18 protein-coding genes are annotated in these 20720 nt (G+C 58.5%); 16 read left to right on the top strand and 2 right to left on the bottom strand.

Going from position 1 to position 20720, the window contains the following annotated elements; all coding sequences use genetic code 11:
- Positions 1 to 78: 78 nt before the first annotated feature.
- The 12 genes from EKM85_RS10160 to EKM85_RS10105 all read left to right on the top strand — a co-directional run bounded on the left by EKM85_RS10160 (position 79) and on the right by EKM85_RS10105 (position 14119).
- On the top strand, positions 79 to 2340 hold the full coding sequence (locus EKM85_RS10160; protein WP_125586561.1) for a glycoside hydrolase family 65 protein: 2262 nt from the start codon (positions 79 to 81) through the stop codon (positions 2338 to 2340).
- Complete coding sequence (gene pgmB / locus EKM85_RS10155) at positions 2333 to 3019, top strand: beta-phosphoglucomutase (protein ID WP_125586583.1); 687 nt, start codon at positions 2333 to 2335, stop codon at positions 3017 to 3019. The genes EKM85_RS10160 and pgmB overlap by 8 nt, the downstream gene beginning before the upstream one ends.
- A complete protein-coding gene (locus EKM85_RS10150; protein ID WP_125586559.1) occupies positions 3012 to 4139 on the top strand; it encodes an ABC transporter ATP-binding protein in 1128 nt (375 codons plus the stop codon). The genes pgmB and EKM85_RS10150 overlap by 8 nt, the downstream gene beginning before the upstream one ends.
- Positions 4140 to 4264: 125 nt before the next feature.
- A complete protein-coding gene (locus EKM85_RS10145; protein WP_125586558.1) occupies positions 4265 to 5500 on the top strand; it encodes an extracellular solute-binding protein in 1236 nt (411 codons plus the stop codon).
- A gap of 58 nt (positions 5501 to 5558) precedes the next feature.
- Positions 5559 to 6917, top strand: a complete 1359-nt coding sequence (locus EKM85_RS10140; protein ID WP_125586556.1) for a carbohydrate ABC transporter permease — start codon at positions 5559 to 5561, stop codon at positions 6915 to 6917.
- A 3-nt stretch (positions 6918 to 6920) separates the two neighbouring features.
- A complete protein-coding gene (locus EKM85_RS10135; protein ID WP_125586554.1) occupies positions 6921 to 7778 on the top strand; it encodes a sugar ABC transporter permease in 858 nt (285 codons plus the stop codon).
- Between the two features lie 180 nt (positions 7779 to 7958).
- On the top strand, positions 7959 to 8915 hold the full coding sequence (locus EKM85_RS10130) for a LacI family DNA-binding transcriptional regulator (protein ID WP_125586552.1): 957 nt from the start codon (positions 7959 to 7961) through the stop codon (positions 8913 to 8915).
- 360 nt (positions 8916 to 9275) lie between these two features.
- Positions 9276 to 10445, top strand: coding sequence for an ABC transporter substrate-binding protein (locus EKM85_RS10125; protein WP_379882199.1), 1170 nt, complete (start codon positions 9276 to 9278; stop codon positions 10443 to 10445).
- Positions 10446 to 10821: 376 nt separating this feature from the next.
- Positions 10822 to 11700 (top strand): branched-chain amino acid ABC transporter permease, encoded by an 879-nt coding sequence (locus EKM85_RS10120; protein ID WP_125586548.1) that lies wholly within the window; start codon positions 10822 to 10824, stop codon positions 11698 to 11700.
- Positions 11701 to 11702: 2 nt separating this feature from the next.
- The gene (locus tag EKM85_RS10115) at positions 11703 to 12677 is read left to right on the top strand and encodes a branched-chain amino acid ABC transporter permease (RefSeq protein WP_125586546.1); all 975 of its coding nucleotides are present in this window, start codon (positions 11703 to 11705) and stop codon (positions 12675 to 12677) included.
- Positions 12646 to 13428 carry an ABC transporter ATP-binding protein gene (locus EKM85_RS10110; protein ID WP_125586544.1) on the top strand — a complete coding sequence of 261 codons (783 nt, stop codon included), beginning with the start codon at positions 12646 to 12648 and terminating at the stop codon, positions 13426 to 13428. Before EKM85_RS10115 ends, EKM85_RS10110 begins: the two co-directional genes overlap by 32 nt.
- Positions 13421 to 14119 (top strand): ABC transporter ATP-binding protein, encoded by a 699-nt coding sequence (locus EKM85_RS10105; protein ID WP_125586542.1) that lies wholly within the window; start codon positions 13421 to 13423, stop codon positions 14117 to 14119. Before EKM85_RS10110 ends, EKM85_RS10105 begins: the two co-directional genes overlap by 8 nt.
- A 69-nt stretch (positions 14120 to 14188) precedes the next feature.
- On the opposite strand, the gene EKM85_RS10100 is transcribed toward EKM85_RS10105, so the two are convergent.
- Both EKM85_RS10100 and EKM85_RS10095 read right to left on the bottom strand, forming a co-directional pair.
- Positions 14189 to 15019 carry an alpha/beta hydrolase gene (locus EKM85_RS10100; RefSeq protein ID WP_125586540.1) on the bottom strand — a complete coding sequence of 277 codons (831 nt, stop codon included), beginning with the start codon at positions 15017 to 15019 and terminating at the stop codon, positions 14189 to 14191.
- Complete coding sequence (locus EKM85_RS10095) at positions 15012 to 16130, bottom strand: hypothetical protein (protein WP_125586538.1); 1119 nt, start codon at positions 16128 to 16130, stop codon at positions 15012 to 15014. The genes EKM85_RS10100 and EKM85_RS10095 overlap by 8 nt, the downstream gene beginning before the upstream one ends.
- Before the next feature lie 125 nt (positions 16131 to 16255).
- Here EKM85_RS10095 and deoC point away from each other — a divergent pair, with 125 nt between their 5' ends.
- The 4 genes from deoC to EKM85_RS11665 all read left to right on the top strand — a co-directional run bounded on the left by deoC (position 16256) and on the right by EKM85_RS11665 (position 20608).
- Positions 16256 to 16924 carry a deoxyribose-phosphate aldolase gene (gene deoC, locus EKM85_RS10090; protein ID WP_125586536.1) on the top strand — a complete coding sequence of 223 codons (669 nt, stop codon included), beginning with the start codon at positions 16256 to 16258 and terminating at the stop codon, positions 16922 to 16924.
- Positions 16924 to 18117 (top strand): phosphopentomutase, encoded by a 1194-nt coding sequence (locus EKM85_RS10085; RefSeq protein WP_125586534.1) that lies wholly within the window; start codon positions 16924 to 16926, stop codon positions 18115 to 18117. Before deoC ends, EKM85_RS10085 begins: the two co-directional genes overlap by 1 nt.
- A gap of 59 nt (positions 18118 to 18176) precedes the next feature.
- Positions 18177 to 18884: a purine-nucleoside phosphorylase gene (gene deoD / locus EKM85_RS10080; RefSeq protein WP_125586532.1), complete on the top strand. Its 708-nt coding sequence runs from the start codon at positions 18177 to 18179 to the stop codon at positions 18882 to 18884.
- Between the two features lie 209 nt (positions 18885 to 19093).
- The gene (locus tag EKM85_RS11665) at positions 19094 to 20608 is read left to right on the top strand and encodes a C40 family peptidase (protein WP_164510746.1); all 1515 of its coding nucleotides are present in this window, start codon (positions 19094 to 19096) and stop codon (positions 20606 to 20608) included.
- The last annotated feature ends 112 nt before the right edge of the window (positions 20609 to 20720 follow it).

Genomic DNA, 20720 nt, shown 5'->3' with positions numbered 1-20720 from the left:
TTTAAAAGCGCTTTCACCTCCGGATAATTAAGTTGTAAATGAATGAGCCGATGCGGCGAGTGAGTGAGGATGAATGAGATGAAACGGATTTTTGAAATCGACCCTTGGCTGGTCCAAAGCCATGAGCTTCATCCAGAAGATAAACGGTTGCAGGAAAGCCTGACGGCGATCGGCAACGGCTACATGGGGCTGCGGGGCAACTTTGAGGAAGGCTACTCCGGCGACCACCTGCAAGGAACCTACTTGGGCGGCGTCTGGTTCCCAGATAAGACCCGGGTCGGCTGGTGGAAAAACGGGTATCCTGAGTACTTTGGTAAGGCGATCAACGCTCCAAGTTTTATTGGGCTTAAGCTCAGCGTCAACGGCCAGCCGGTGGATCTTGCCACCGGTCAGTTCCAAGACTTCAGTATTGCCTTGGACATGCACCAGGGCCTGTTGACCCGCGCGTTCACCTACGTGGTTGGGGAGACTCAGGTCCGCTTGACCTTCCGCCGCTTTCTTTCGGCAGAGATCCGGCAGGCGGCTTTGATCGAGATGACGGCGCAGGCGCTGACTGGTCCCGCCGAGATCACGTATGCCGCGGCACTCGACGGTAACGTCAGCAATGAAGACAGCAACTACGACGAGCGGTTCTGGGACCCGCTTGGCGAAGACGCCAAAGCGCAGACAATCCAGCTGATCACGAAGGCCAACCCTTACCAGGTGCCGCGGTTCACGGTGCTGCTTAAGCAGGCGCTCAGGCTGAATGGGCAGTCGGTCGCGCCGCAGGTGACCACGACGCCAGGCGCGTTGAGCGCTGCCGGAACGTTGACCCTTGCGGCAGGCGAACAGGCCACGCTGGAAAAAGACGTGATCGTCCTGACCAGCCGGGACGTCGCGCCTGATGCTCAGGGTCAGACGGCAGCGACCTTCATGCGCGGCCTCCAAGGCCAGTCGTTTGACCAACGGCTGGCCGCGCATACCGCCATTTGGGCGAAGCGCTGGGCGCAAAGTGACGTGATCATTGATGGTGATGACGCAGCGCAGCAAGGCATTCGGTTCAACATTGCGCAACTGTTCATGACCTACTACGGCGAAGACAAACGCCTGAATGTGGGCCCCAAAGGGTTCACCGGCGAGAAGTACGGTGGCGCCACCTATTGGGACACCGAGGCGTACATCGTGCCGATGTACCTAGCCGTCACGCCGCCTGACGTGACGCGAGCGCTGCTGCAATACCGCCACGATCAACTGGCAGGCGCTTACCACAATGCCCAGCAGCAGGGGCTCAAGGGCGCGCTCTTCCCGATGGTCACCTTCAATGGCATCGAATGTCACAATGAATGGGAGATCACCTTCGAAGAGCTGCACCGCAACTCTGCGGTCGCCTTTGCGATCTATCAGTACACGGCCTACACGGGCGATGAATCCTACGTCAATCACGACGGCATGGCCGTCCTCATCGGTATCAGCCGGTTCTGGGCGGACCGCGTGCACTTTTCCAAGCGCCGCGGGCAGTACATGATCCATGGCGTCACTGGCCCGAATGAGTACGAAAACAACGTCAACAACAACTGGTACACCAACACCATGGCCGCTTGGGTGCTTGAGTACACCTTGGCGCGCCTGCCTAAAGCTGATCCGGCGGTGGCGACGAGCCTCAAAGTGACCGCGGCGGAAAAGGCGCACTGGCAGGACATCATCGACCGGATGTACTACCCGGTCGATCAGAAGCTGGGGATCTTCGTTCAAAATGACACCTACCTGGACAAGGATCTGCGCCCAGCCAGCAGCATTCCGGCAGACCAGCGCCCAATCAATCAACACTGGTCATGGGATAAGATCCTGCGCAGCCCGTTTATCAAGCAGGCGGATGTCCTTCAAGGCATCTACTTCCTGAATGACCGCTTTACCCGCGAGCAGAAGGAGCGCAACTTTGACTTTTACGAGCCGATGACCGTTCACGAAAGCTCATTGTCCGCTTCGATCCACGCGATCCTGGCCGCTGAGCTGGGTAAGCAGGAAAAGGCCGTTGAACTGTATGGCCGCACGGCGCGGCTTGACCTGGACAATTACAACAACGACACCGCCGATGGCCTGCACATCACGTCCATGACGGGTTCGTGGCTGGCGATCGTACAGGGCTTTGCCGGCATGCGCTACGACCATGACCAGCTGCGCTTCAAGCCGTTTCTGCCAAAGGCGTGGCGGCACTACAGCTTCAAGCTGACCTACCGCGGCCGCCTGTTGGCCGTCAATGTCGGCGCCAAAACGCAGCTGACTCTGCTGGCGGGGCCGCCGCTGGATGTTGAAGTGGCAGGCAAGATGGTTCACCTCGAAGTGGGGCATGCCGATGCTTAAGGGATTGTTGTTCGACCTTGACGGGGTGCTGACTGATTCAGCCAAGTATCACTTGGCGGCATGGAACCAGCTGGCTACTTCGCTGCAGATCAAGTTGCCGCCAGCGGCCAATGAGCAGCTGCGCGGCCGTTCCCGGATGGATTCGTTGAATCTGGTGCTGGCGTACGGCGACCAGCAGGATCACTTCACCCAAGCGCAGAAAGTGGCCCTGGCAACAAGGAAGAACCAGCTCTATCAGCAGCTGATCCAGAAGATGACCGCAGCGGATATCCTGCCGGGGATCTCGAATCTGTTGGCAGACGCCAAGGCGGCTGGGTTGAAAATGGTGATCGCTTCGGCGTCGCAAAACGCGCCCACGATCTTGACGCAGCTGGGCATTCTTGACCAGTTCGACGGAATCGTGGATCCGGCCACCCTGAAGCATGGCAAGCCGGATCCGGAAATCTACGTACGCGCGCAGCAGCAAGCCCACCTTGCGGCCAATGAGGTCGTCGCGTTCGAAGACGCCGTCGTCGGGGTCGCGGCTATTAAAGCCGCTGGCCAGTTTGCCGTCGGGATCGGGGATGCGCTCGCACTGCACCGGGCCGACTACGTGGTCCCCAGCACCGCCGCACTTCGCTTAGATAAAATCAAACAGGCGTTCAACGCCAAGCAGGAAAGTAGGGAGACTAATGGTTGAGATCGATTTGGACCACCTGTACAAGAAATACGATGATGGCCAGGATTATTCGGTGGAAGATTTTGACCTTCACATCAAAGATAAGGAGTTCATCGTCTTCGTTGGCCCTTCTGGGTGCGGGAAGTCGACCACGCTCCGGATGATCGCCGGGCTTGAGGATATTACGAAAGGCGAGCTGGTGATCGATGGGCAGGTCATGAATGATGTGGCGCCCAAAGACCGAAACATCGCGATGGTGTTTCAGAACTATGCGCTGTATCCGCACATGACGGTCTACGATAACATGGCGTTCGGCCTGAAGCTGCGCCACTACAAGAAGGATGACATCGACCGGCGCGTTCAAAACGCCGCGGATATCCTCGGCCTGAAGGCGCTGCTTGACCGCAAACCGTCCGCTTTGTCAGGTGGGCAGCGCCAGCGGGTCGCGCTGGGCCGAGCGATCGTCCGTGATGCCCCGATCTTCCTGATGGACGAGCCGCTTTCTAACTTGGACGCGAAGTTGCGGGTCTCCATGCGGGCGGAAATTGCTAAGCTGCACCGGCGGCTGAACACGACCACGATTTACGTGACCCATGATCAGACTGAAGCGATGACCATGGCGGACCGGGTGGTCGTCATGTCCGTGGGCCACGTGCAGCAGATCGGCACGCCCGCGCAGGTCTACGAGAACCCCCGCAACAAATTTGTTGCCGGGTTCATGGGCTCGCCGGCGATGAACTTCTTTGAGATGAAGTACGAAAACGGGATCGTTTCCGACGGCAAGAGTGTCACCCTGAAGGTGCCAGAAGGCCGGGCGAAGATCCTCGATGATCAAGGCTACAACGGTAAAGAGGTCACCTTTGGGATCCGCCCGGAGGACATCCACTCCGAACAGGCTTTTCTCGATACCTGGCCTGATGCGGTGATCGACTCGACGGTGTCCGTTTCCGAGCTGCTTGGCGCCACCGAGCAGTTGTACCTGAAGGTGGACGACACGGAGTACGTGGCCAACGTCAACGCCCGCGATTTTCACAATCCGGGCGACGAGGTCAAGATGGGCTTTGATGTGAACAAGGCGCACTTCTTTGATAAGGATACCGACATGGCGATCACCAAGGAGCCGGTGCCGCTCGAAGGCTAGCGGCCTGCCGGGCCAAAGAACAGGATGTCTGAACGCATCAAAGCGGGTCCGGCAGAGAGCGATATTAGGCATTACTAACTGAGGATTTAACTGATCTTAAAACGATTTATGGGAGGAAAAATATCATGAAGTTATGGCAGAAATTCGCTGTAGGCAGTACCGCACTGATTTCGGCAACCGTCCTGGCGGCCTGCGGGAGTTCCAATTCAGACTCATCCAGCACTTCCAGCAAAGGCGGGGTCTCAGGCTCCGTTAAGCTGTGGGTCGACAACACGCAGGTCAGCTCCTACAAGGCGATCGTGAAGGACTTTAACAAGAAGTACCCAGACGTCAAGGTCAAAGTCACCCAGAGTCCAAATGGTTCGTCCAATGCGAAGACTGACGTTGCCAAGGATCCCGCCAAGGCGGCTGACGTGTTTGAAGTGCCAAATGATCAGCTTGGCCAGATGGCGTCTGCCGGCTACATCAACCCGCTTTCTCCTGACGCGACCAAGACCGTCAAGAAGAACAACGTGGCCTCTGCCGTTAAAGGGGTCACCTGGAAGAACAAACTGTATGCCTTCCCGTTCGCGATGCAGGCCCAGACCCTGTACTACAACAAGGCTAAGTTCAGCGACGAGGACGTCAAGGACTGGGATACGATGACAAGCAAGGGTGTCGTTGCGACGGACTTCACGGTTCCATACAACGTTTATCCAATCTTCCTGTCTGCCGGCACCGAAATGTACGGCAAGAGCGGTGAAGATCTGAAGGGGACGAACGTGAACACCCAAGCTGGGGTCAACGCCATGACTTGGTACGCTGCGCAGAAGCACAACAAAGGTGTCATGCAGACCTCGAACGTCCTCAACCAGCTGAAGTCCGGTAAGGCCGGTGCGATCCTTGACGGCCCTTGGGACGCGGTGAACATCAGGAAGCTGCTGGGCAAGAACTTTGGCGTTGCGCCTTACCCAACCGTGACGATCGGTGGTAAGAAAGTGCAGATGCAGGCCTTCTTGGGGATCGAAACCTTCGCGGTCAACTCCAACACGCCAACTAAGAGTCAAAAGGCAGCGGCGACGTTGGCCGAGTTCATCACCAACAAGGAATCACAACTGCGGATCTACAAGGACCAAGGCCAGATCCCAGTTGATAAGGCTGCCGAAGCCAGTGACACGTTCACCAAGGATCCGGTCGCGGTTGCGGTCAAGACCATGGCGCAATCAAGCCACTCCACGTTGATGCCGAAGATGCCTCAGATGGCCACCCTCTGGGATCAAGCCGCACCGCTGATCAATGGGGCCTACAGCGGCTCGATCAAGCCTGCTGACTACATGACCAAGCTGACTGCGTTCCACAATGCGGTTTCTAAGAAGAACTAGTCACGAGTGTTTCTGAAGGTTGAGCTTGCCCAATCTTGCACGTAAAGGAGAAGGTAGAATGTTCAAGCGAAAAAATAAGCTCCCACCTGCAGCGACCTATCGTGAAGTCTGGCGTAAGGGTGACTGGGCCACTAAGCTTTCGTTCTTTGTCATGGGCGCGTCTGCGTTCAAGAACCGGCAATGGGTCAAAGGCGCCGCGTTTCTGATCGCTGAAGTGGCATTTCTGGTTTGGTTGGTCTTTGGCGGGATCTCCTCACTCAGCATGCTGAGCAACCTGGGAACGATCAAAACCAAAAAGGTGGTTTACAGCGAGTCGCAGGGGGTCTATCTGACCAAGTTGCCAGATAACTCGGTCGTGATCCTGCTTTTCGGGGTGCTGGCCGTTCTTCTGCTAGTCGCCATGATCGGGCTATACATCGTCAACTTGCGCGCCACGCGCACCTTGTACGTCCTGAACCGTGATCACGAGCACATCGAATCCAATCACGAGGAGCTCGCCTCCTTGCTTGACCGGCGGCTGCACGGCGTCCTGCTGGCAGTCCCAATCGTGGGGATCATGGCGTTCACGGTGCTGCCGACAATCTACATGATCTCGATGGCGTTCACGAACTATAATTCCCACCATTCCATCGGTTTTTCCTGGACAGGCTTTCAAGCCTTTCAGAACGTCCTTTCCGGCGATTTGGCCGGGACGTTCTTCCCAGTTCTGGGGTGGACGCTGGTGTGGGCGGTGTGTGCGACCGCCACGACCTTCTTCTTCGGGGTGCTGCTGGCGATGCTGATCGAGTCTAAAGGTATCAAGCACAAAGCCTTTTGGCGGACGATGTTCATTATCGTCTATGCGGTACCACAGTTCGTATCCTTGCTGATGATGGCACAGTTTCTCGACCTGCAAGGGCCGCTTAACAACTTGCTGTTGTCCTGGCACTGGATCGCCAAGCCGATCAACTTCATCGGTGCCTCTGCCAATCCACTGGTGGCCCGGATCACGGTGATCGTGGTCAACATGTGGGTCGGGATCCCAGTGTCGATGCTGGTCTCTACGGCGATCATTCAGAACCTGCCGGAAGATCAGATCGAGGCCGCCCGGATGGATGGGGCAAACGCCTTTCAAGTGTTCCACTCCATCACCTTCCCGCAGATCCTTTTCGTCATGGCACCGTCTTTGATTCAGCAATTCATTGGGAACATCAATAACTTCAACGTCATTTACCTGTTAACTGGCGGCTACCCGATGAATAACAATTACAGTGGGGCCGGGGATACCGACTTGTTGGTCACCTGGCTATATAACCTGACGTTTGGTCAGACGCAGCGGTATAATGCTTCGGCGGTCCTGGGGATCTTGATCTTCATCATCAGCGCGGCGTTCTCACTGTTTGCCTACCGGCGCACGAACGCATTCAAGGAGGGCTAAAATATGACATCATATAAAGCACAGCGGCACGTTTCGCTGATCCTCCGGTATGTTCTACTGGTCCTATTAGTCCTCGTGTGGCTTTTCCCAATCGCTTGGATCATCCTTGCCAGCCTGTCGTACAACAACACTGGGTTTGTCTCGACTATCTGGCCTGAGCAATTCACGCTAAGCAACTACACCGGCATGCTGATGAACCATCAGTATCCATTCATGGACTGGATGCGCAACACGCTGCTGGTTTCGACCGTCTCCATGGTGCTGTCCACGTTCATTACGATTTCCGTGGCTTACACGCTGTCGCGCCTGCGGTTTGCCTTTCGCAAAAAGTTCCTGCAGATCGCGCTAATTTTGGGGATGTTCCCAGGCTTCATGTCGATGATCGCGCTGTACTACATCCTGAAGAGCTTCAACATGCTGAACCTGGCCGGCCTAACGATGGTCTACGTCGGTGGCGCCGGACTGGCATTCTATATTGCCAAAGGCTTCTTCGACACGATCCCGCGCTCGATCGACGAGGCGGCAGAAATCGACGGGGCAACCAAGTGGCAAGTCTTCTTGCACATCGGCTTGCCAATGTCGCGCCCGATGATCGTTTACACTGCACTGACCACCTTCATTGCGCCGTGGGTCGACTTCATCTTTTCGGGGATCATCCTGTCTTCTTCAGGCAACCCCAAGAACTACACGATCGCTTACGGCCTGTACAACATGCTGCACAGCGCCAAGGGCACCTCAACGACCTTCTTTACGCAGTTCATCGCTGGGTGTGTCATGATCGCGATCCCGATCACCATTTTGTTCATCATCATGCAGAAGTTCTACGTCAACGGGATCACCGCTGGTGCGGACAAGGGTTAATTCTCAGCCGCGCACTGGCGGTCCGGTCTTCTGAATCACAGTTCTGCCTCTAGCCGGAAGGGACCCCACCGTTAACGGTGGGGTCCCTTTTGCCGGTGGCCGGTCCGCGGCGACACGTGTCGCGGCCTGAGGGGTGTATGATAATAAGGAGCGAATAAAGAAAGTAGGGGGATTTCTTTAATGGTGACACTGTCGGATGTGGCAAAGCAGGCGAACGTTTCAAAAATGACGGTTTCGCGGGTGATCAATCATCCGGAGCAAGTCACGCCGGAACTGCGGGATCTGGTGGAGGCGGCGATGGCGGCCCTGAATTATCATCCCAACGTTGCGGCCAAGGCGCTGGCCAACAACCGGACTAACGTGATCAAGGTGGTGATCCTCGAAGACATCGACACCACCGAGCCGTATTACATGAGCCTGATCTTTGGGATCGCCAAGGGGCTGGATAAGCGCGGCTATGCGCTGCAGCTAGTCACTGATCGTCACCGCATGAACGGCGGCAACCGCGCTGACGGCTTCATCGTGACCGGTGAGCGGGCCAGTGATATTCCGCTGCTGGAAATGCTGAATGAACCGTTCGTGATTTTTGGCGAGAATCGTTACGGATTTGACTTTGTCGACAGCGACAATAAGGCGGGCACCACGCTTGCCACCGAGTACGCCTTGGCCAAAAACTACCAGTCGATCGTCTTTTTGGGGATTGACGTCAAGGAGTCATTTGAGTACTCGCGCGAGGCCGGCTACATCAATACGCTGCAGCAGCACCAGAAGATCCCGCAGATCCACCGCCTGAGTAATCATTCTCGCGTTTCGCAGGCGTTCATCTGTGATCGCTGGGAAAAGTTTGCCCCTGATACCTGCTTCATCTGCGCCTCGGACCGCCTGGCGCTCGGGGTAGAGCGCGGGATCATTCAAAAGGGTGGCCGGATCCCAGAGGACTTCGGGGTGATCGGCTTCGATGGCGTCTTCTTGGACCAAGTGGCTAATCCGCAGCTGACCACGGTGAAGCAGCCGGTCGAACAGTTGGGCGAGCTGCTAGCACGGATGCTCCTGCAAAAACTCGCGCAAAGCGGCGCGCAGCAGGGTGAAGTCCTGGTGACCCCGGAGCTGATCAAGCGTGGCAGCACCAGAGAATAATGGCTTAGTCCGTCTCGGCACCGCTGAGACGGGCTTTTTGATGAATCTGGCAAATAGTTGTTGACCAGAATGAGTAGTTGGTGTAAATTCTAATCATTAACTAATCTAAGGAAGGGTGAGCGCTCATGAAGCAGATCAATCCATCGTTTTGTGCCGCTGACTCTTCTTGCAGCTTGGCCTTGTTGTTGCTCGAGTAGGACCCGTTCCGTTAGCGCAAGCTGATGTGATCAGGCCCTCCTTCGCGTAATGATGGGGCCTGCCAGATGCGGCCTCATCCATGATGAGGCCACTTTTTATGAAGGCATCTGACATTTTGGGGATAAAGGGGATCAGTTTATGAAGATTTCAGTGAGAAAGATCATGCTTGGGGTCGTAACGGCAGTCAGCGCAATGTCCATGGCCGGCTGTGCGACCGCCTCAGCCGGGAGTAAGGGCAACGCAAGCACCGGCAGCACCGTGAAGATCGGCATGAACATGGAACTGTCCGGGGCCGCGGCGGGTTACGGGAACCAGATGAAGCAGGGCTTTGAGATGGCCGTGAAGCAGATCAATGCCAAGGGCGGCATCAAAGTCAACGGCAAAAAGATCAAAATTAAGACGGTGATCCGTGACAACAAGTCGACGACCTCTGGCTCCAGCTCGGTCGCGGCACAGCTCGCCGGATCCGACGAAGTGTCGGCGATCGTCGGGCCTGCCACTACGAACGATGGCACCGCGGCGATCCCGAACATCACCAAGGCGCAGGTGCCTTCCGTATCGCCCAGTGCGACGGATCCGAACTACACGCTGCAAAAGAACGGGAAGGTCCAGCCCTTCGTCTTCCGGGCTTGCTTTGAGAACAACTTCCAAGGAGAGACAGCCGCCCACTTTGCCGACAACACGCTGAAGGCAAAGAACGTGGCCGTTCTGGAGGATAACTCCAGTGATTACGGGACCGGCCTGGCCAAAGCCTTTAAGGGCGCTTTCAAGGGGACTGTCGTCTCGACCCAGTCCTTCTCCGAAGGCGACAAGGACTTCAACGCCCTGCTGACGGCCATCAAGGGTAAAAAAATCGACGCGATCTACGCCCCGGGCTACTACTCCGAACTGGGGCTGATCATCAAGCAGGCCCGCTCGATGGGCATCACCGTGCCGATCATCGGCTCCGACGGGATGGCGGATCCAAAGTTAGCCGAAATCGCCGGCAGCAGCAATGCGTCTGACATCTATTACACGACACCATTTTCCACCAAGTCGGGCTCGACCAACAGTATGGCCAAGACGTTCATGGCTGATTTCAAGAAGGAATACAAGACGGACGCGCCGACGTTCTCCGCGCTGGCTTACGATTCTGTCCTGATGGTCAAGCAGGCGATCGAGGATGCAAACTCGACCAACTCGGTCAAGATCGCCAAGGCACTGGCAAAGATCAAGAACATGCCAGCGGTTACCGGTGAAATGACCGTCAACAAGAGTCACGACCCGGAAAAGCCGATCATGATCGAAAAGATGACCAACGGCAAGGTCGTCTCGGCGGTGGAACAAAAGTAAAGGCTGCAACTACAGGCTGCGGAGCGCGGCGCATTTAGCCCGACGCTTAGCTTAGCCTGGCGCATTGCCGCTGGTCTTAGGCGGCGAGGCGTCGGGCGTAGCTAAGCGCTCGGGCGTTGCCGCGCGGAGCGCAACTACAGGCTGCGAAGGCCGGTGGTTTTAGCCCGACAGCTAGCCGCTACGCATGTCAGACCGTACGCCAAAAATGGCTACGGTCTGAGCATATCCCGGCGCATTGCCGGCGATTTTGGCCGGCGAGGGCTTGGGCGTAGCTAGATGCTCGGGCGTTACCGGCCTGAGCGCAACTAGATAAGCCCTGCCAACGCCCATTGTCCGCATTTCACATCGATCACCACACACCTAGGGAGGCCGTTTCGTGCAAACCTTTTTCCAACAGCTGATCAACGGGTTAAGCCTCGGCAGTATTTATGCACTGCTGGCGCTTGGCTACACCATGGTCTACGGGATCATCAAACTGATCAATTTCGCCCATGGGGATATTTATATGATTGGGGCCTTCTGGGGCTACTACGTGATCAACCAATACCACGTCGATTTCGGCGTGGCTTTGGTGTCTTCTATGGTTATCTGCGCGGCCTTGGGCATGCTGATCGAGTACCTGGCGTACCGCCCGTTGCGCAACTCACCGCGGATCACGGCACTGATCACCGCCATCGGGGTCTCGTACTTCCTTGAAAACGGGATGTCATTTCTGTACGGCGCCAACACCCGTAATTTTCCTCAAGTGGTGGCCTCGCACCGCTTCACCGTGTTCGGGGTGACGGTGACCAACATTCAGCTGCTGATTGTGGCGGTGTCGCTGCTCCTGATGGTGGCGCTGCAACTGATCGTTCAGCATACGCGCATGGGCACGGCGATGCGTGCAGTGGCCGTCGATCAAGAGGCCGCTGAGCTGGTGGGAATCAACCCGAACCACGTCATTTCGTTCACTTTCGGTCTGGGCTCGGCCCTCGCCGGGGCGGCCGGCGTTCTGATCGGCCTTTACTACAACTCGATCGATCCGTTAATGGGGATGGTACCCGGCATTAAAGCGTTCGTCGCCGCCGTGGTCGGGGGCATCGGGTCGATCCCTGGCGCGGCGATCGGGGGCTTTCTCATCGGGATGCTGGAGACGTTCGTGCAGGCGATCGGCCTGTCCGCGTACAAGGACGCGGCGGTCTACGTTGTCCTGATCGTCATCCTGGTGGTTCTGCCGGCCGGCCTCTTTGGCAAGAACATTAAGGAGAAGGTGTGAGCATGGCAGCAAGATGGAAAGCAGCGCTAATTTGGCTGGTGATCGCCGTTGCCGGCTTCTACCTGATCAACGAGCTGATCCTGCTCGGGGTGATCAACAGCTTCATTGAAAACATGCTGGTCACGATCGGCATCAACATTATTTTGGCCACAGGGTTGAATTTGATCATCGGCTTTTCTGGGCAGTTCTCGCTCGGTCACGCGGGGTTCATGGCCTTAGGCGCGTACGCGACGGCGATCATCACCGAGCACCTGGGCAACACGTTGGGCTTTTACCTGTCGATGGCAGTGGGCGTCGTGATCGCCATGATCGTTGCCGTGATCATCGGTATCCCGACGCTGCGACTCCGCGGGGATTACCTGGCCATCGCGACGATGGGGGCGGCGGAGATCATCCGCGTCGTGCTCAATAATCTCAAGATCACTAATGGCGCGGCCGGCATGTACAATATTCCGGCCCTGGCCGGTTGGCCGACGGTGTATGTCTTTGTCTGCCTGACGACCCTGATGATCGTTAACTTTGCCCGTAGTCGGGCGGGGCGGGCGATCCAGGCGATCCGCGAAGATGACATCGCCGCGGAAGCCGTGGGGATCAATCCGACTAAGTGGAAGCTGTCTGCCTTCGTGATGGGCGCCGCCACGGCGGCCATCGGGGGCTCGCTGCACGCCGTTTACATCCAAACCATCGCGCCGAGTGATTTTGGCATCATGAATTCGATCTCGCTGCTCATCATTGTGGTGCTGGGTGGGGTCGGCTCGATCACGGGCACGTTTGTCGCCGCGATCGTCCTCGGTGTGTTGGACACGGCGCTGCAGAGCTTCGGCACGCTGCGCATGGTGATTTACGCGCTGGCCTTGATCTTGATCATGGTCTTCAAGCCGAGCGGCCTGCTCGGGCGCTACGAGGTGTCTATTCGCCAACTGTTTGAGAAGAAAGGAGCGCGCCATGGCACTGCTGACAGTCACGAACCTCAGTAAGAAATTCGGCGGCCTGGCCGCCGTGGCCGACGTAAACATGCACGTCGAGGACGGTGAGCTGGTCGCACTGATCGGGCCCAACGGTGCCGGCAAGACGACGCTGTTCAACATGCTGACCGGGGTTATTCCGCCGACTTCAGGCAAAATCACCCTGACCACGGCCACCGGGACCATCTCACTGCTCGGCCGCAAGCCTTACCAGGTCGCTAAACTCGGCCTGGCGCGCACGTTCCAGAACATTCGCCTGTTTGCCAACCTGTCGGTGCGCGATAACCTCCTGGCAGCGATGACCCACCGGTACACCGAAAACTTCTTTGCGGAGGTACTCCGGCTGCCGGCATACTACCACAAGGAGGCCAAGGTCTTAGCATGGACCAATGCGCTGTTGCGCGAGTTTGACTTGGTGGACGTGGCGGACTACGATGCCGGTAATTTGCCTTACGGGACTCAGCGCCGCGTGGAGATCGCGCGGGCGACGGCCACGGCGCCGCGGATCATCTTCCTGGACGAGCCGGCGGCGGGGATGAACCCCGAGGAAACCGCGGCCTTGATGAAGCTGATCGAAAAGCTGCGGACGGATTTTCAGCTGACAGTGGTCTTGATCGAGCACGACATGGGGCTGGTCATGAATCTCGCCGAGCGGATCTACGTGCTGAACCAGGGCAAGTTGATCGCCGACGGGACCCCGGCGCAGATCCAGCAGAACCAGGCGGTCATCGATGCGTACCTGGGAGGTGGCGTCCATGCTTGAAGTCACTGGCTTAAAGGTCAATTACGGCGCGATCCAAGCGGTTCAGGGCGTGGATTTCACGGTCAACGACGGCGAGATCGTCACCTTGATCGGGGCTAATGGGGCCGGCAAAAGCACCGTCTTGAAAACCATCAGCGGCCTGTTGCGGCCGAGCGCCGGCAGCCTCACTTACGATGGCAAAAACCTTGCCAAACTTTCCCCGTCCAAAATCGTGGCGGCCGGGATCGCGCAGGTGCCGGAAGGCCGGCATGTGTTTGAGGGCCTGACGGTGGCGGAGAACCTGCGCATGGGCGCGTACCTGTCGCCCAAGACGCAAGCTGAGCAGCTGGCCGCTGTGTTTGATCAGTTTCCAGTCTTAAAGGAGCGCCGCAGCCAAGACGCGGCCACCCTGTCCGGTGGTGAGCAGCAGATGCTGGCGATGGGGCGGGCCATGATGGCCAAGCCCAAGCTCCTGCTGCTAGACGAACCGTCCATGGGACTGGCGCCGATCTACATCAACAAGATTTTTGAGATCATCAAGCGGATCCACGCGCAAGGCGTCACCGTACTGCTGATCGAGCAGAATGCGGCCCAGGCGCTGCAGATCGCCGATCGCGGCTACGTCCTTGCGACTGGGAGTGTTAAAATGACCGGCACCGGTAAGGACCTGCTGGCCAACGCCGCCGTCCGCGCCGCATACTTAGGCGGGTAGTTGCCAGCGCAAACGACCCCAGTGGTTCACTTCTCGTGAAGTGAACCACTGGGGTCGTTTTTTTTGCGCTCACTGCCGCAGCGGCCGCTGATTGCGCAGCAGCAGGTCATGCTTGATCAGGTCAAGCGTCTGCTGGTTCTGCGGCAAGTCGCTGTGCTGCGCGTTGCTGCCGGACAGCGTGATCATGGTGTAGTGCGCCACCTGGTCTTGAAACACGTACTTGCCGGCGGCGACGGAGGCCAACGGGACGATGCCATCTGAGGTATAGTTTTCCGAGCCGGCAACTGAGTATACGGTGAGGTTAGGCGGCAGGTTCTGGCGCAGGCGGACCATGTCGGTCAGCATCTGGGTGCGGTTTTGCGGCTGGCTTTCCTCCAGGTTGTACGGCGTCCCGAGCGTCATCAGGCGCTGCATGGAGTAGTCGGCTTGGTTCATGTACTTCTCCAGAAACAGGGTCAGCACCAACCCACCGTTGCTGTGGCCGATCGCAGAGAAGCGGTCGAAGTGATACTTCTTGGCCATTGCAGTGAAGGCCAGATCAAACCAGCGCGCTTGGCGCTTGATGTTCGGGTAGCCGTCTTGATTATTCGCAAACGCCACGACGATGTAAGGCTGATTATCACGCGGGGCAACGCGGCCGGACTGTTTGACGGTCCCGTCAGTCGCGACCGTGAGCTTGACGTAGCTATGACCTGTGGTCTGCCGGTTAAGGGCGAAGACGAGCGCGTTGAACCGGTTCTGGCTGGCCGAACTGCCGGGCACGAGAAAAATCGGCCGCAGTGGCGAGCGGTGCACCACCCGGGCCCGGTTGACGCTGGTGTGCATCCATTGGTAGGCGGGAAAGCCGATGCCCAGTAGTAAGCCGAGCGCGATCGCGCACGTCAGCATCCCGTTACGCATGAGGGGTCACCCCTTTTGCCAGGCGGTTCACGAACGGGTAGTAAATGGCGACGCTGACCAGAAGGCAAAGCGCGCTGATGGCCAAGGCGGCCCAGCTGCCATTTGTGCCGAGAAAGGCGATCAGCGGGCCAGGCGTGGTCGGCGGCACGGGGTACACGACGGGCGGCATCAGGTGAAGCCACAGGGCCAGGGCGGCCAGCCCTGAACTGGCCAGCGGCGCCAGCAGGAACGGTGCGAGCAGCTGCACGTTGAGCACCACTGGCGTTGTGAGCAGTGTCAGCAGCGGCAAGTTGACCGCACTGGTGAGCAGCGCCGGCAGCGGGAGGCGGCGGTTCACCAGGGCCAGCGCAATGACCAGCGCCAGCAGGGTCCCGCTGCCGCCCATGTTGCCAAACGGTTCAAACAAGGTGTAGGCCGTGTACTGGTAGGGTACTGTGGCCGCATGCGGGTGGAGCAGCGCGAAGTTCAAGTTAGCCGCTGCCGCCGGACTCATCGCAAAATCGGTCAGCGGGGCCAGCAGGCGAGGCAGCCCCAGCCAGACTAATAAGAGATTGATGGGGATGAGCAGCGGGGTTGGCAGCGTCAACCAAGCCCAAGACACATGATTGCCCGCCCAGCGGCAGCTTGCGCCGAGGACCAGGCCGAGGAGGATCACGCCGGTCAAGCACCACGCCGCCTGGTCCTCGGCCTTGGCCTGGTCAAACAGCCAGGCGAGCAGCGGCGCAAGGCCGACTGCCAGCAGGAGGGCACTGGGGCCAAGGTGCGGCCATTCCAGGGGGCGCGTGGGATCAGTGGTGAGCAGGACCATGAAGGCCAGCGCCGCGATCACACCCAGCGCGTGGTAGCGGTGGCTAAGCGTCGTCACCATCAGCCCGGCGATCATGAGGGCGAGGCTGCCCCAAAGGACCGTTGTGAGGTTGGCCAGCAAGGCGGCTGACCAGCGCGGCCACTGCAAGTGATAGATCTGGGCAAAAAAGCCGTCAGGCGCAATGACGCTCAGATGGACCGCTTGGGTCAGAGCCGCGATGATCAGGATCGGCCTTAACGTGGCGAGCGCCTGGCGCAGACTATCTAGCACCCGCGTCCCTTCATTTCTTAAGTCCCTTGCCATGGCCACGCCGCCTCCTCAAACTGTGTTCTCATTATGGGGCGGAATCACCGGCTTGGCAATTTTGGAAAGCGGTTCTATGGTACTATTTAACTAGTTTGAAGCAAAAGGACAAGAAGGAGCACATCATGGAAAAGCCATTAGCGAAATACATTGATCACACGTTGCTGAAGCCAGACGCCACGCAGGATCAGATCGACACGGTCCTGGCGCAGGCCAAGAAGTACGATTTTGCCAGTGTCTGCATCAATCCTTACTGGGTGGCCCGGGCGGCCGCCGCACTGCAAGGGACAGATGTGAACGTCTGCACGGTGATTGGGTTTCCCCTCGGGGCGAACACCACGTTCGTGAAGGTCGCCGAAGCTAACCAGGCCATCGATGAGGGGGCCAAGGAAGTCGACATGGTCTTGAACATCGGCGAGCTTAAGGCGGGCCACGATGATCAGGTCAAGGCTGACATCCAAGCGGTTGCTGACGCGGCTCACGCGAAGGCGGGCGTGCTGAAGGTGATCATTGAGGCCGTGCTATTGACGGACGATGAGAAGGTGCGTGCGTGCGAGGCGGCCGAGGCCGCCGGTGCTGATTTCGTGAAGACCTCGACCGGGTTTGCCAGTGGTGGGGCCACCGTCCACGATGTTGCCCTGATGCGCGAAACCGTTGGGACCCGCCTGGGCGTGAAGGCGGCCGGCGGGATCCATTCCTACGCGGAGGCTAAGGCCTTGATTGAAGCCGGGGCGGATCGGCTGGGCGCCAGTGCCGGGGTCACGATTTTGAAGGAAGCTGGGGTGATCGACTAATGGCTAAGTTTAAGCGAGTCATCGGCATTGTGACCGATTCGATCGGCATTGGTGAGGCACCAGACGCGGCGAAGTTCCACGACGACGGCGCCGATACCTTGGGCCACATCGGCGCGTTTTTCCACGGCGACTGGGCTCTGCCGAACTGGCAGAAGCTGGGGCTGGGCAACATTCGGGCAGACGCGCCAATTCCAGGCGTTGACCCAATCGCTAACCCAATCGGCTACTTTGGCAAGATGTATGAGATCTCGGCGGGCAAGGACAGCATGGATGGCCACTGGGAGATGATGGGCCTGCCGGTCACCGAACCGCTGGGCTTTTTCCCGCACGGCTTTCCTGAGGCCCTGATCAAGCAGATTGAGGACTTCTCGGGCCGCAAGGTGATCGTCAACCTGCCGTATTCTGGCACGGAAGTCATCGCTAAGTACGGTGAGCAGCAGCTGAAAACCGGGGACCTGATCGTGTACACCTCGGGCGATTCGGTCCTCCAGATCGCGGCCAACAAAGCCGTCATTCCGCTGCCGGAGCTGTACAAGATCTGTGAGTACGCCCGCAGCATCACCACCGACCAGCCGTATAAGATCGGGCGGGTGATCGCGCGCCCTTACGTGGGGGACAGCGCCGCTAATTTCACCCGCACCTCGGACCGCCACGATTACGCGCTGATGCCAAACGCGCCGACCGACCTTGACCGGCTGCAGGCCGCCGGGGTGCCGACGTACGGCGTCGGTAAGATCAACGACATTTTCTCCGGGCAGGGCCTGGACGATGGCGTCCACACCGTCTCCAACGAGGACGGCATGAACCAGACGATCAAGCAGGTCAAGTCCGCGCGGCAGGGCTTCATCTTCACCAACCTTGTCGACTTTGACGCCATGTACGGACACCGCCGCAACGCGCAAGGCGACGGGGACGCGCTGATGGCCTTTGACCGCCAGCTGGGTGAGATGATGGCGGCGATGCAAGCCGATGACCTGCTCATGATCACCTCCGACCACGGCAACGACCCGACCTTCCGCGGCACGGATCACACCCGCGAGTACGTGCCGCTGGTCGTTTACAGCAAGTCGCTGCCTGGCGGTGCCAGCCTGGGGATTCGCTCGCCGTTTGCCGACATGGGGGCCACGATCCTCGAGAACTTCGGTGTGCCAGACGCCGGCGTCGGCCACTCGTTTCTTGCCGCTTTGAAATAGCAGCGCGGCACCAAGGCCCACTTAGGGGTTGGCGGCCGCTTGCCGAAGGAGGAGAAATAATGAGCACACACATTGACGCACCAAAGGATGCCATTGCTGACGTGGTCCTTTTGCCTGGCGATCCGCTGCGGGCGAAATACATTGCCGATACCTACCTCGAGGCGCCCACACTTTATAACACGGTGCGTAACGCTTTTGGCTATACCGGCACTTACCAAGGGCGGCGACTGTCTGTGCAGGCAACGGGCATGGGCATTCCATCAATTTCGATCTACGCCACTGAGCTGATGCAGGATTACGGGGTCAAGACGCTGATCCGGGTCGGGACCACCGGCGGGCTGGCGAGTCAGGTCAAGGTGCGCGACGTCATCCTGGCCCAAGGGGCGACGACTGATTCCTCGATCATCCTGAACACGTTTGGGGCGGGCATGTACTTTGCCCCGCTGGCCGACTTCGGCCTGCTGGAAACTGCGGCGCGCCTAGCCCAGGCGGATGGCATGCGCTACCACGTGGGCAACGTGCTCGGTGAGGATCGCTTCTATAATGATGAGATGGACCGCCAGAAATTGATCGATTACGGTGTTTTGGCGACGGAGATGGAGACCCCGGCACTTTACCTGCTGGCGGCGAAGTTTCACCGCCGGGCGCTGGCCATTCTCACGGTGTCCAATCACTTGGTCACCGGTGAGGAAACAACGGCGCAGGAACGCCAGACGAGCTTTGATGACATGATTCGCCTCGCTTTACGGACAGTGACGAGTTTGTAACATAAATGAAAAATAACCCCTTTGGACAGCCTGATTGGCTTAATGACGGGCTCGAGGCGGGATGCGTCGATGAATTTGGACAAAATCGAACGCTCATTCGCTGAAAACGCTTGGGTATGGTGCTAAGCTAAAACTAATCGTTAAGAAATCTTAAAATGGCTTTAGGACTATGGACTGTAATGTGATGGCGAAATTGGAGGCACTTACGTATGGGGAAATCAACTAAGGCAATTGCACTGACTGCTGGTCTGGCTGGAGCAGCAGGACTGGCGGCACTGATCACAGCGCCGAACCAGGTCAGTGCAGCAACGACCGGGACGGTGACCTATCAGCAAGGCGCAACGACGGTGTGGAAGACGCCGGCGTTCAACCAGGTCAAGCGTTACGTCCTGTTCAACCAGCGTATCGCGATTCAGGGCTCCAAGGTCGTTAACGGGGCAATCTGGTATCAGATTGGCGCTAACGAATGGATCCCTGCAATCTACCTGCAGACTGAAGATGGCCAGACTGCGACTGCCAATGCGGCAGCCGATCAGGCGACCAGCAAGAACGCTTCGACCGATAGCCAGGCCGGCCAGTACACGCTGACTGTGACCTACGCCGGCGGCGCGACGACGGTTTGGGCGGCGACTCACTACGAGACCCCGACGGGCCGCTATTTGACGGCCGGTCAGACGGTTTCGGCAGTCGCCAAGACCACCAGCAATGGTGAGACCTGGTACCGCCTGAGCAGTGGCGGCTACGTCCCGGCGCGTTTTGCCTCTGAAAACGGGGCAGTGGCGGCCGCACCGGTTGCTAAGCCAGCTGCCCAGCCGGCGCAAACCCCGGCTGCTGCTCCGGCAGTTAAGCCAGCCACGCCAGCCAGCACGCCTGCAGCACCGACGGCCCCGAGTGCGCCAGCGGCATCAGCCGCTAAGCCGGCCGCCCCGGCTGCTCAGGCCACCCCGGCCGCGCAACCAGCGCCTGCCGCTAAGCCGGCCGCACCGGTCGCTCAGGCTGAACCAGCCGCAACGTCAACTCCGGCAGTCACTGCGGGTAGCTTTAATCTGACCGTCAACTATTCTGGCGCCGTGACGGTTTGGAACGCACCGAGTTACACCACCGCGTCTGGCAAGTACCTCAGCAACGGCCAAAAGGTGGTTGCAAACGGTAAGGTGTCCGCTGACGGTGAGACCTGGTACCGCCTGACCACTGGTGGCTACGTGCCGGCTAGTGTTGTTGGGACTGGCGCTGCCGCTGCCCAAACCGCTCCTGCTGCGCCAGCGCAGACCACGCCGGCGGCCAAGCCAGTCGCGAATAAGACGACTCCGGCCCCAGCCGCGAAGCCTGCGCCAGCAGTCAAGCCGGTGACCTTGAGCCGCGCCCAAAAGGCCCAACGCGTCATCAGCGTGGCCAGCCAGCAGATCGGCAAGCCTTACCAGTGGGGTGCCAAAGGTCCGGCAAGCTTTGATTGCTCCGGGCTGGTCTACTACGCCTTCAAGAACGGGCTGGGCATTACGCTCGGCGGTTACACTGGCAGCCAGCAGTACAACGGGACGCGCATTTCCGTCTCCCAGCTGGAAGCCGGCGACCTGATCTTCTGGGCGAATGGGGGCACGCCTTATCACGTCGCGCTCTATCTTGGCAACGGACGTTACATCCACGCACCGCAGCCAGGCCGCACCGTGGAGATCAGCACGATTTCGGGTTACTTTGCCCCGTCATTCGGCGTTCGGGTCTTCTAATTCAGTTTCGCCAAGCAAAAGGGCGTTCATCAAACTGAAGTGCAATAGAAAAGTTAGACGAATTAGAATTTGAATTAAGCCACGATGACTTGTTCCCGATACTCAACCGGGG

The organism is Lacticaseibacillus jixianensis (assembly GCF_003946485.1).
In the GTDB taxonomy this organism is placed as follows: domain Bacteria; phylum Bacillota; class Bacilli; order Lactobacillales; family Lactobacillaceae; genus Lacticaseibacillus; species Lacticaseibacillus jixianensis.
This window is presented reverse-complemented; position numbering and strand designations above follow the sequence as displayed.

Coding starts and splice junctions, on each gene's coding strand:
- EKM85_RS10085 (WP_125586534.1), top strand. CDS start 16,924: ATGGCTAAGTTTAAGCGAGTCATCGGCATTGTGACCGATTCGATCGGC.
- EKM85_RS10160 (WP_125586561.1), top strand. CDS start 79: ATGAAACGGATTTTTGAAATCGACCCTTGGCTGGTCCAAAGCCATGAG.
- EKM85_RS10140 (WP_125586556.1), top strand. CDS start 5,559: ATGTTCAAGCGAAAAAATAAGCTCCCACCTGCAGCGACCTATCGTGAA.
- EKM85_RS10125 (WP_379882199.1), top strand. CDS start 9,276: ATGCTTGGGGTCGTAACGGCAGTCAGCGCAATGTCCATGGCCGGCTGT.
- EKM85_RS10135 (WP_125586554.1), top strand. CDS start 6,921: ATGACATCATATAAAGCACAGCGGCACGTTTCGCTGATCCTCCGGTAT.
- EKM85_RS10115 (WP_125586546.1), top strand. CDS start 11,703: ATGGCAGCAAGATGGAAAGCAGCGCTAATTTGGCTGGTGATCGCCGTT.
- EKM85_RS10095 (WP_125586538.1), bottom strand. CDS start 16,130: ATGGCAAGGGACTTAAGAAATGAAGGGACGCGGGTGCTAGATAGTCTG.
- EKM85_RS10145 (WP_125586558.1), top strand. CDS start 4,265: ATGAAGTTATGGCAGAAATTCGCTGTAGGCAGTACCGCACTGATTTCG.
- deoD (WP_125586532.1), top strand. CDS start 18,177: ATGAGCACACACATTGACGCACCAAAGGATGCCATTGCTGACGTGGTC.
- EKM85_RS10150 (WP_125586559.1), top strand. CDS start 3,012: ATGGTTGAGATCGATTTGGACCACCTGTACAAGAAATACGATGATGGC.
- EKM85_RS10100 (WP_125586540.1), bottom strand. CDS start 15,019: ATGCGTAACGGGATGCTGACGTGCGCGATCGCGCTCGGCTTACTACTG.
- pgmB (WP_125586583.1), top strand. CDS start 2,333: ATGCTTAAGGGATTGTTGTTCGACCTTGACGGGGTGCTGACTGATTCA.
- EKM85_RS10110 (WP_125586544.1), top strand. CDS start 12,646: ATGGCACTGCTGACAGTCACGAACCTCAGTAAGAAATTCGGCGGCCTG.
- EKM85_RS10130 (WP_125586552.1), top strand. CDS start 7,959: ATGGTGACACTGTCGGATGTGGCAAAGCAGGCGAACGTTTCAAAAATG.
- deoC (WP_125586536.1), top strand. CDS start 16,256: ATGGAAAAGCCATTAGCGAAATACATTGATCACACGTTGCTGAAGCCA.
- EKM85_RS11665 (WP_164510746.1), top strand. CDS start 19,094: ATGGGGAAATCAACTAAGGCAATTGCACTGACTGCTGGTCTGGCTGGA.
- EKM85_RS10105 (WP_125586542.1), top strand. CDS start 13,421: ATGCTTGAAGTCACTGGCTTAAAGGTCAATTACGGCGCGATCCAAGCG.